A 10,880-nucleotide genomic window follows, 5' to 3' on the forward strand; every position below is an offset into this window, starting at 1 on the left:
ACGCTCAAGATGGCGCACAGGCCAAGTGAAACTGCGCTGGCCCATGGGGCGAGCTTGAGCCGTGTGCATTGAAAGGTGCACGCACGGTTCTGAGGGGGCCGGGGTGCAGTAATGCATCCCGGCTACCCGACTTGTACCCCGACGCCGCTCAACAGGCCGGGCTGGCCAGGGCGTTCGGGTGCGCACGCGTCGTGTTCAACGACGCCGTGCGTGCCCGTGAGGACGCCCGCGCCGAGGGCAAGCCGTTCCCGAAGGCCGCCGAGCTGTCGAAACAGCTGATCACCCAGGCGAAGCAGACCAAGGCCAGGTCCTGGCTGGGCGAGGTGTCGGCGGTTGTCCTGCAGCAGTCCCTGCGGGACGCCGAAGCCGCCTACCGCAACTTCTTCGCCTCCCTCAAGGGCGAGCGCAAGGGGCCGAAGCTGGGAGCGCCTCGCTTCAAGTCCCGCAAGGACAACCTGCAGTCGGTCCGGTTCACCGCGAACGCTCGCTGGAACATCACCGGCAGCGGCCGTCTGAACCTGCCGAAGATCGGCGCGGTGAAGGTGAAATGGTCCCGCACCCTGCCCGCCACCCCCTCCTCCGTCACCGTCGTCAAGGACGCGGCCGGCAGGTACTTCGCGTCCTTCGTCCTCGACACCGATCCCGCCGCCGACGCGGCGCGGATGGCCGCGACCGACCGCACCATCGGCATCGACCTCGGCCTGACCCACTTCGCCGTCCTCTCCGACGGCACGAAGATCGACTCCCCGCGTTTCCTGCGGCGCGCGGAGAAGAAACTGAAGAAGGCCCACAAGGAGCTGTCCCGCAAGCAGAAGGGATCGAAGAACCGGGTCAAGGCCCGCCTGAGGGTCGCCCGCGCCCACGCCAGAGTTGCTGACGCGCGCCGTGAGTTCCACCACCAGCTCTCCACGAAGCTGATCTCCGAGAACCAAGGGATCGCCGTCGAGGACCTGTCGGTGAAGGCGCTAGCCCGCACGAGACTGGCCAAGTCGGTGCACGACGCCGGCTGGGCATCGTTCCTCAACATGCTCCAGTACAAGGCTGAACGGTACGGGCGGACCCTGGTCAGGATCGACCGGTTCGAACCGACCTCCCAGACCTGCTCCACCTGCGGCGCCGTGGACGGCCCCAAGCCCCTGAACGTGCGGGAATGGACCTGTAGCGCCTGCGGCACCGTCCATGACCGGGACCACAACGCCGCGATCAACGTCAAACAGGCCGCCGGACTGGCGGTGTCGGCCTGCGGAGCGCCGGTAAGACCAGAAGCAATCCCGGCACAGCGCGAAGAAACAGGAAGCCACGGATTCCCGACCGGAAACCGTGCCGCGTAGCGGCACAGCAACAAGTCGGGAGGGCCAGAATCCTCGCCCTTCAGGGCGAGGAGCATGTCAAGGCAGCGTCTTCTCGTACGACGCGTCCTGGTCGGAGTCGTAGACGAGCTTGCCCGCCGCGTCGTACCCCTTCAGGTGCGGGGCCGCGGTGACCTGCTTGTGCAGGGTGCCGGTGGCGACGAACCAGCCGTGGTCGAGGACCACCTCGCCCGCGCCGTTGCCGTAGGAGACCGTCATCGTGGCTACCGAGGCACGGTAGCCGCCGATGATCCCCCAGCGGAACGGAAGCTTCCAGTTGCCCTTGTCGATGACCGACTGCTGGTAGAGCTTGCCGCTGTTGATGTCCGGGACGACGGGTGTCTTCGCGTCGCCGAAGGGGTCCCCGCTGCTGGTGTTCAGGCCCTCTGCCGCACCGTCCTTGACGGTGCAGATGAGCCGGGCCGGCACCGGCTTCTCCCGTACCGCGACCACGAAGTAGCCGTCGCCGGGGGCGTTGGAGTCCCCGGTGCTCCGCATCGCCAGGATGATCCGGTAGTCGGCCGGCTTGCCGAGGTCGGTGTAGGACGGGTCCTTGGGGAGGCGGTGCGCCTTGTTGTAGTCCAGGCACTTGCCGAGTCCGGCGGCGGCCTGGCCGAAGGTGATCCCGTCCAGCAGCTGGTGCGCCGCGGACGCCGGGGGCGCCGGGGCCGTGGCGGTGGCCGACGTCGCCGAGGCCGAAGAGGCCGAAGGGGCCGTGGGAGCCGCGGGGCCCGTCGCGGTCCCGGACGGCGCCGGGGCCGTCGCGGTGGGCGACAGGGCCGGGGCCGGGCTCTCGCTGGCCAGCACCGTGGGGCTGGGCCCGGCCGGGCTCGTCGTGGTCCCGCCGCCCAGCGCGTAGGCGCCGACCGGCACCGCCGCAAGGGCCGCCAGCGCCGCCCCGCCCACGACCAGGCGCCGCCGCCGCTCCAGCACGCCCCGGCGGCGGATCTCCGGGTACGGCACCGGCGACGGCCGGACCAGGGACGCGTCCCCCGCCAGCAGCACCCGCACCCGGTCCTCGAACTCCGGCTCGGCCGCTCCGCCCTGCTTGTGACCGCTCACCTGCTGCCTCCCTGCACGGGCGCCGCGTGGCTCATGGCCTGCGCGAGTCCCGGAACCGTACGCAACTTCGCCAGGCCCTTGGACGCCTGGCTCTTGACCGTGCCCGGGGAGCAGCCGAGCACCTCGGCGACCTCGCCCTCGGACAGGTCCTCCCAGTACCGCAGCACCACCACCGCGCGCTGCCTCGGCGGCAGCCCGGCCAGGGCCGCGAGCAGCGTGCCGCGCTCGTCGGCCCGGGACACGGCGTCGTCGTACCCCGCGCGCTCCGGCGGTGCGTCGGTCAGCGACTCGGCGACCCGGCGCTTGCGGAACCGGTCGCTGTTGCAGCTGACCAGCATGCGGCGGACGTACGCCTCCGGATGGTCGGTCCGGGAGACGCGCCGCCAGGACCGGTAGGCCTTCGCCAGTGCGGTCTGCGTCAGGTCCTCCGCGTGGTGCGGGTCACCGGTGAGCAGATAGGCGGTCCGCACCAGATGCGACCACCGTGCTCTGACGAACTCCTGGAACTGGGCCTCTAGTTCGGCTTGCATCAGCCACCCCCTCGCCCTCCAGACCACCGGAGCCGTGGATTCGGTTGCCCGGCCGGGGGAAGCGGTCCCGCTCAGGGGGCCGCGAGGCGGCGGAACTCGATCGTGTCGTACGCCGTCCTCGCGCCCGTCTCGTACAGCACCCCCACCGTGTTCTTGTCCACCTCCACCAGGTCGGAGTAGGCGGCCTTCAGATCGGACAGGGTGCGGAACCTGGCGAAGGTGACGCCCTGGTCCGTGCTGGTCCACAGGGCCATGGACCTGCGGGCCGTCGGGACCGAGGGCGCGGAGAAGAGCAACGGCCCGTCGCGGCCCGGGAGCTGGAGGACGGAGCCCTCGACCACCGGGACCCGGGACAGGGTCGGCTGGACGGTGTAGGGGGCGTCCAGGGTCTCGCCGCCGTCGCTCGACCAGGCCTCCAGACGGTTGCCGGGGCTGGAGCCGTTCTGGTCACGGGCGCTGAAGTAAACGCGGCCGTCGGGGAGTTGCGCGGCCGTGGTCTCGTTGGCGTTGTCGTGGCCGGTGTAGGAGTCGTCGACGAAGCCGAGGTGCCAGCTGTGGCCGCCGTCGTCGCTGTAGATCGCGTGGCCGCCGTAGTACCTGGCCTCCCGGCCGGTGTCGGCGGAGCCGGCGCGCGGGGCGGCGGAGTGGTCCGCGGCGACGATCAGGCGCCCGCGGTGCGGTCCCCGGGTGAGCGCGACGGCGTGCCCGGGGCCGGTGGCGTACCAGCGCCAGCCGGAGGTCTTCACCTGGGCGGTGATCTCGTGCGGGCGGGTGAAGCGGCGCCCGTCGTCGCCGCTGCGCTGCACGTACACCCGGCGGCTCTGCGCCTCGGTGACCTGGCCGCGCATGATCTGGTCCTCGCTCACCGAACCGTCGTTGTACGAGGTCACCAGGACGATTTCGCCGCTCTTCGGGTCCACCACCGGCGCCGGGTTGCCGCGGGTGTTCCCGTCGCCGTGGGCGACCACCCGGAGCGGGCCCCAGGTGCAGCCGCCGTCGCCGGAACGTCTCAGGACGACGTCGATGTCACCGCTGTCCCCGGTGGTGGTGTGCCGGCCCTCGGCGAACGCGAGCAGGGTGCCGTGCGTGGAGCGGACGACGGCCGGGATGCGGAACTGGGCGTAGCCGCCCTCGCCGGAGACGTACGGCACGGAGGACTCGCAGCCCGCCGCAGCCCAGGCCCTCGGCCCGGCCGTGAACGCCCCGAGCACCAGAGCGACGGCGAGCGAGAACCGGCTCGCACGGGTCACAGGAGACACATGACTCACGCTTCCATGGTCCTCACACTCGACTTCCCCGCACGTCCATAACACCCGAACGGGTCACAAGGTTTGGCATGCCGTCAGCTGCGACGGGCGCGACGCCGGACGCGGAGGGCGGCGCGCAGCCGCCGCAGGTCGCCGGTGAACAGGCACAACGGGATGTAGTAACGCAGGTACGTCCCGACCTGGCGGCTGTCGGGCCCGTACCGGCCGACGAGGTCGGTCAGTACGGACCCGAAGAGCTCCAGCGCGCGGCGCGGGCGCAGGGTCCACAGGGTGGCACGGGCGACGTTGGAGCGGGCCTGCACCGCCATCGGGTGGTCCGCGCCCTGGACCCGTGCGCGGGCCTCGGCGAGGGCCGCGTACCCGGCCAGCGAGGTGCGCACCCGCAGGGTCCGCCGGTCGTTGAAGGCGACGACACGGCGGGCCTCCAGCGTCCAGGGATGGTCGGGACCGTACCGCCCCTCGTAGATGGCGAGGCGGCGCCGTGCGGTCTCCCGGGCCCGGCGCCAGCGGCCCGTGGTGCGCAGGGCGTGGATCCACCAGTCCCCGTACGTCAGGGTCGTCTCGTGCTCCGGGCCGAAGTGCGCCGTCAGGTCGTCGAAAAGCCGCTTCTGCACGGCGGCGTTGCGCCACACCAGGCCTGCCGACGCGTAGGCGAAGCCGTACATGCACCGAGCGTGGACGGTGTCCCAGCTCCAGGGCCCGGACCGGGCCTCCCACGCACTCAGCGCCCGCCTGCGCAGCCGCAGGGCCTTCAGCCGCCGCTGCACCGCGCGCAGGTGGCCGGCCACGTCCTCCAGCGCGGCGATGGTCAGCGGATGCTCGTCGCCCATTTCCGCGCGCAGCCGGGTGTGCAGCTGCCGGGCGAGCCGCCGGGACGCCCGCCGGTGCCCGGCCCACAGCAGCGCCCGGGCCAGCTCCCGACGGACGATCACGGCGAGCAGCGAGTCGGCTCCGTAGTGCCGGTCGTGGTCGGCGACGCTCCTTTCGGCCAGGGCGAGTTGCTCGTGGTAGCGGCCTGCCCTGCCGCAGGCCCAGGCCAACCGGCGGCGGGCCAGCAGGGCGCTCGGGTGGTCCTCGCCCCAGCGCCGGTCCACGTCCACCACGATCCGGCGGTGCAGGGCCAGCATCGCCTCGTACTCCTCGCCTTGCTGCAGCGCACCGGCCAGCCGTACCCGGGCCCAGACGACGTGGGGGTGGTCCTCCCCGTACAGCCGGACGTACTCGGCCACGGTCCGCTCCCACAGTTCCGTCGCCTCCCGGAGGCTGCCCGTGGTGAGCAGCAGATCGGCCAGCTGCGCCCGGGCGTAGAACACCTTGGGATGGTCCGGGCTCAACGCCTGTTCCGACTCCCGCACCGTGTCGCGCAGCAGTTCCTCCGCCTCCGAGTGGCGTGCCGCCGCGACAAGGGCGTCGGCGAGGGCCAGTCGCACCTGGAAGGTCTGCGGATCCCGTGGACCGCACAGCCGTTCGTTGTCCCGGCAGAGTTCACGGGCGCGCTCCACGGCCTCCTCACCGCGCCCGTGGCGGATGCACAGGGCGATGTGGCTGTGGCGGACGTCCAGCGTCGCCGGATCCTCGGGGCCGAGGATCCGTTCGTGGTCCTCGACCAGGGTGCGGTTCTCGTCGTAGGCCTCACGGTGTCGGACCGACATGTCGAAGGACCAGACGAGTTGGCGCCGGGCGCGCAGGACGCGGGTGTGTTCGGCGCCGTGCATCGTGGTCTCGTCCTCGACCAGGCGCCGGAAGATGTCGTTGGCCTCCTGGTCGCGTTCGGCCGTCTGGAGACAGTAGGCCAGCGTGTCGCGGACCAGGAACGTCTCGACCGCAAGCGGTCCGAACCCGGCCTCGGCGTCGGCCACCGCCTCCTGGGCGACGGCGACGGCCTCGGTGTGGAGCTCCGCGTCCGAGCAGTGCCGGGCCAGGCGATTGCGGGCCAGCAGTGTCTCCCGGGCGGCCGCCCCGTACGCCAGCCGGCACTCCTCGACGTAGCGCCGTTGTACCGCCACCCCCTCTTCCGCCTCGTCGACCGCCTGATAGGCGTCCGCGAGACCCGGCAGCGAGTCCCGGCCGGCCGCCGACGGGCGGGTACTGCCGAGCACGTCGGCACGCAGCCGTTCGACGACCCCCACCGCCTCGCGGCGCCGTCCCGCCGTCGTGTAGGCGTTCGCCAGGCCGTCCAGCGCCTCGCGGGTCTCCTCGTGATCGGGGCCGTGGCGGCGCCGCGCCTCCCGCTCCAGCTCCTCGAACATCGGTACGGCGAGTTCGTAACGCCCGCTGTCCAGATAGGCACCGGCGAGGTCCTGTCGGGCCTGGACCAGGTCGGGGTCGTCCGGGGCGAGCAGGCGCTCGGCGAGTTCCAGCCGGCGGAGGTAGGCCACGGACGCCTGTTCGCTGCGGCGGGCGGTCGAGTACAGGTCGCCCTCCAGCTCCAGGGCGTGCCGCAGCGCGGGCGCCTCCTCGCCCAGGACCGCCTCGCAGTCGGCGCGCGTCCGGACGGCCAGCCCCAGCGCCCGCGTGGTGCCGCCGACGTGGCGGAGATGGCCGGCGGCCGCCCAGCGCCGCAGCAGCACCAGGTCGGTCCACAGGTCCGGGTGCCACGCGACGGGCACGCCTCGCAGCACGGACCAGAGGGCGTCGATCTGGTCGACGAGCTGGCTCGCGAACTCCCTGCGTTCCCAGGCCTCGTCGACAGGTACGAGGACGTCCTTCAGGTACCGGGCGACCGCGGCGACGAGGGGTTCGAGGCCCGCGCCCGCGCGTTCGCGCACCACCCGCTGCACCAGCCGGTGCAGGCTGGGGGCGTCCGTGCCGGTGTCCGTGGCGAGGGAGGCCTGGAACAGGGTGCCGAGGGCGTCCGCCACCGCGGTGGGATCGTCGACGCCCGCCTCCCGGGCCGCCCCTTCCAGCAGTTCACGGGGGACGCCGGCGGGTGACAGCACCGACAGGATCTGCAGCACGGTCCGTACCGCGGCGGGCGGGCCCGTCTGCTGGGCCTGTTCCAGCGCGATCAGGACGGCCTCGGCCAGTCGGTGCGGATAGCGCTCCCCGGGCACCCTCTCCAGCACCGAGTCCAGCGGATAGCCCCGCAGCCGCGCCAGATAGGGCCGGTACCCGGTGCCGCGGGACCGGATGACGTGGGCGGCCTGGGCCAGGGCCAGCGGCAGCCGCCCCAGTTCGCCGGCGAGTTCGGCCGCGCCGTCGTCGGCGGGTCCGACCCGCTCCCGGAGGAAGGCGAGCGCCTCCTCCTCGGTGAAGACCGTGACATCCACCCGGGCGGCCGCCAGGTACTCGAAGGCCCGGGAGGTGGCCGTCACCACCACCTGGGCGTGCCCGGCGGTGGGCAGCCAGCGGCTCACCTCGTCGGGGTCGGTGGCGTTGTCCAGTACCAGCAGACAGCGGTGTTCCGGGTTGCGGCGGATCCAGGCGAGGGCCGCCTGCGCGGCGCGCACCGTGTCGTCGCCGGACTGGCGCACACCCAGCTGGTCGGCGAGGTCCGCCAGGCCCGAGGCCAGCTGTCCGCTGTTCTCCGCGGTGATCCATGCGACGACGGGCCATCCGTCCTCGATGCGGCGCCGTGCGTAGGCGGCGGCCAGCTGGGTCTTGCCGACGCCCCGGGCGCCGGTGACCGCGTGGACCACGGTGAGTTCGTGCTGTTCGGCGACGCCGGTGAGTTCGGCGAGCAGTTCGCGGCGTGGCTGGAAGCCGACCGGTTCACGCGGCAGGTCGCCCATCCGGACCCGGACGTGGGAGGGTTCGGCGGCCGGGGCGGGGGCCGTGACGGTGACGGAGGCGTGCGGCAGCTCCAGGCGCACCGCGCCGGGCTCCGGGGCGACGACGGCGCGGGGCGCCCACCAGGCGCCCCAGGTGCCGCCCACGGTGGCGGCGACGGTCGCCGCGGCCACCCCCACCGCGACCCGGTTGTCGTCGGAGACCGGCATCAGCGGGACGCGTACCGCGTAGCACAGCAGGAACACCGTCGCGAACGCCAGCACGTTCAGCACGACGACCAGCATCCAGCGCATGCCCGGTCTCATGCGCTCCCCCTTACTCACCGCCGGGAACCGAAGCTCCCCGCGGCCGTGTCACCGCCTCACCGGCGCACACCGGTTCGGGTGGGACTCCTCCCGGCCGAACCCCGGGTCTCTCCGACGGATGTCGAACTCCCCCGTCATGCACCCGAATTCCCCGACCGCGCGCCGCAGACACCCCGTGCGTACCGGAAATACCGTTCCTAGAGACTGAGTGGGAGTGAGTCCTGTTGCCAGGTCTCGTGCTCAGCCGAACGCCCCGGACGGTGTTGGGTGTTCTGGTCGACCGCGTTCGCTCCGCGTCCGGTGCCGGCGGATCGTGTCCGTGGTCCGGGGATGCGGGGGCGGTGTCCCTCACGTCCCGGGTTGCCTGGTCGGGCCTGGACGGTCCGATGCCCCGCACGATCGCTCTGGTCGTGTGGGGGCGGTGCCGTCCGTCGCCGGATCGGGTGTCCCAGGGCGCGTCGTCCGATCGCCACGGCGGCTGCGTCGTGGCGGGTGGTCTTCCTGCTGGTGGTGAGGGGTTTCTGCCAGTGCTGGGCGCCCCAGCGGCTGGTGTAGGCGGGGTCGACGGCGATGACGGGGATGCCGAGTTCGGCCAGCGCCGAGATGGTCGCCGACCAGGCCCAGCACCTCCTCGTCCTGACCGGTCAGGCCCTTGAGCCGCGTACGTATCGCAACCCCCGAGGGACCGGATGCCACGAAGGGCGCCGCCACCTCCCGCAGCCCACCCACCCCTCACCCCCGGTCCCGTGCCGCAGAAAACCCTCACCCCACCCAACGACCACCACCGGCAAAGGTCACACATTCGACCCCAGAACCCTCGTTCCCCACAGGACAGCAAGAGTGCCCCCGCCACCCCCGACGCTCACTCATTCACACCAGAACACACTCACATGCCCTCGACAGCCAACTGCTCACAACCCCCGCCCGCTGGGCGCGGGCAGGGTCTTACGGCCGGGTGTCACCGGGGAAGGACCGGCGCCGAGGGTCCGCGGCCCGGGACGGCACGCGCGCCGGACCCCCCGGGCTCAGGACGGTGTGCGTGCGGCCGCCAGCAGCCGGCTCACGTCGTCGGCGCAGATGGTCAGGGCCGCGCCGACCGTGCCGAGGACCTCGCGTTCGGCGTTGGTGTAGGGGCCGTCGGCGAGGGCGATCCGGGCGCCCTGCAAGAGCACCGCCTCGCGTCCGGCGGGGGCGAGGTGCGGGGCCAGCGGGTCGAGGGCCTCGTGCAGCTCTATCGCCAGGCTGGCGCGGTACGGCTGCTCGAAGACCCGCCCGGTGTCGGCGGCGAGGGCCTCCACCAGCGCGCTCAGCTGGTCCTCCGTCGCCTCCTCGAAACCGGCCGCGCGGACCGCGCCCGCCGCCGCCTCCAGGGCCGTACGGGCACAGGTGCCGCCGGCGGCCAGCACGGCCAGGGCGACGGTGTGCACGGCGTCGCGGAGCATCGCCGAGAAGCGGGAGGTGGTGGGGTGGTCGAGGACGTCGGTGCCGTAGTGGTGGCGGCAGGCGGCGCACTCCACGACCGGCCCGGTGGTGCCGCGCGGCAGCACGGGAACACCGAGCAGGGTGAAGCGGCGACGGCCGGTGAGCCGCTGGTAGTTGCGGTCACCGCCGCAGCCGGGGCAGAAGAACTCCCCGTCGCCGACGGGTGTCCAGGCGGTGCGGGTGCCCAGAATCCGGGCAGGCCTGGCGGTTCGGCAGTCTCGTCCCCGTACTGGCAGCACGTCGCACCTCCGTAACGCCGTGGCAACATCGCCACCGCTGGCGTGATGTTAGCCACATGGAGGAGCCTGAGTCAGTACCCCGTACGAGACCAGTCCGTGACCTGCACGCCGGGATGGCCGGGAAACGACGGGGCCCTGATCGCCACGAGAGCTGATCAGGGCCCCGAAACCGCCGGTCAGAGCGGTTATCGCGTGGCGCGGTTGACGGCCGAGACGACCGCCTTCAGCGACGCACGCGTCGTGTTCGCGTCGATGCCGATACCCCACAGGATCTTGCCGTCGATCGCGCATTCGATGTAGGAGGCGGCCTGCGCGGAGGCACCCTCGCTCATCGTGTGCTCCTGGTAGTCCAGCAGCCGTACGTCGACGCCCAGGCCCTGCAGCGCGTCGAAGAACGCGGAGATCGGGCCGTTGCCGGAGCCGGTCAGCACGGTGTCCTCGCCGTCGACGGTGGCCTCGACGGTGAGGGTGTCCACGCCGTCCGTGTCCGTCGTCGACTGGCCCGTGCGCACCTGGATGCGGCCCCAGGGGTTCGAGGGGTTCGGCAGGTACTCGTCCTGGAAGACCGCCCAGATGTCGGCGCCGGTGACCTCGCCGCCCTCGGCGTCCGTCTTGGCCTGGATGATCCTCGAGAACTCGATCTGCATCCGGCGCGGCAGGTCCAGCTTGTGGTCGTTCTTCAGGACGTAGGCGATACCGCCCTTGCCGGACTGCGAGTTGACCCGGATGACCGCCTCGTAGGAGCGGCCGACGTCCTTCGGGTCGATCGGCAGGTAGGGCACCGCCCACTCGATGTCGTCGACGGTGACGCCCTTGGCGGCCGCGTCGGCCTCCATGGCGTCGAAGCCCTTCTTGATGGCGTCCTGGTGGGAGCCGGAGAAGGACGTGTAGACCAGGTCGCCCACGTACGGGTGGC

General features: G+C 72.3%; 7 protein-coding genes and 1 pseudogene. 1 reads left to right on the forward strand and 7 read right to left on the reverse strand.

Annotated elements, in window-relative coordinates; genetic code table 11:
* Positions 1-131 precede the first annotated feature (131 nt).
* Positions 132-1,331 carry an RNA-guided endonuclease TnpB family protein gene (locus JF597_RS47900; protein WP_294011825.1) on the forward strand — a complete coding sequence of 400 codons (1,200 nt, stop codon included), beginning with the start codon at positions 132-134 and terminating at the stop codon, positions 1,329-1,331.
* A 57-nt stretch (positions 1,332-1,388) separates the two neighbouring features.
* Here the strand turns inward: JF597_RS47900 and JF597_RS47905 are convergent, their stop codons facing one another.
* The 7 genes and pseudogenes from JF597_RS47905 to JF597_RS47935 all read right to left on the reverse strand — a co-directional run.
* Complete coding sequence (locus tag JF597_RS47905) at positions 1,389-2,411, reverse strand: hypothetical protein (protein ID WP_294011827.1); 1,023 nt, start codon at positions 2,409-2,411, stop codon at positions 1,389-1,391.
* The gene (locus JF597_RS47910; RefSeq protein ID WP_294011829.1) at positions 2,408-2,941 is read right to left on the reverse strand and encodes a SigE family RNA polymerase sigma factor; all 534 of its coding nucleotides are present in this window, start codon (positions 2,939-2,941) and stop codon (positions 2,408-2,410) included. Before JF597_RS47910 ends, JF597_RS47905 begins: the two co-directional genes overlap by 4 nt.
* Positions 2,942-3,012: 71 nt before the next feature.
* Positions 3,013-4,191 carry a sialidase family protein gene (locus tag JF597_RS47915; RefSeq protein ID WP_294011831.1) on the reverse strand — a complete coding sequence of 393 codons (1,179 nt, stop codon included), beginning with the start codon at positions 4,189-4,191 and terminating at the stop codon, positions 3,013-3,015.
* Between the two features lie 92 nt (positions 4,192-4,283).
* Positions 4,284-8,243, reverse strand: a complete 3,960-nt coding sequence (locus JF597_RS47920; protein WP_294011833.1) for a tetratricopeptide repeat protein — start codon at positions 8,241-8,243, stop codon at positions 4,284-4,286.
* Positions 8,244-8,440: 197 nt separating this feature from the next.
* Positions 8,441-8,836: pseudogene (locus JF597_RS47925) on the reverse strand (IS200/IS605 family accessory protein TnpB-related protein); the annotation flags it as partial.
* Between the two features lie 432 nt (positions 8,837-9,268).
* Positions 9,269-9,964 (reverse strand): TerB family tellurite resistance protein, encoded by a 696-nt coding sequence (locus JF597_RS47930; RefSeq protein ID WP_294011835.1) that lies wholly within the window; start codon positions 9,962-9,964, stop codon positions 9,269-9,271.
* A gap of 185 nt (positions 9,965-10,149) precedes the next feature.
* On the reverse strand, positions 10,150-10,880 hold a 731-nt coding region (locus JF597_RS47935), incomplete at its 5' end, for an alpha-isopropylmalate synthase regulatory domain-containing protein (protein ID WP_294011837.1).

The organism is Streptomyces sp. (assembly GCF_019510245.1).
Lineage (GTDB): Bacteria > Actinomycetota > Actinomycetes > Streptomycetales > Streptomycetaceae > Streptomyces.

Coding starts and splice junctions, on each gene's coding strand:
- JF597_RS47910 (WP_294011829.1), bottom strand. CDS start 2,941: ATGCAAGCCGAACTAGAGGCCCAGTTCCAGGAGTTCGTCAGAGCACGG.
- JF597_RS47920 (WP_294011833.1), bottom strand. CDS start 8,243: ATGAGACCGGGCATGCGCTGGATGCTGGTCGTCGTGCTGAACGTGCTG.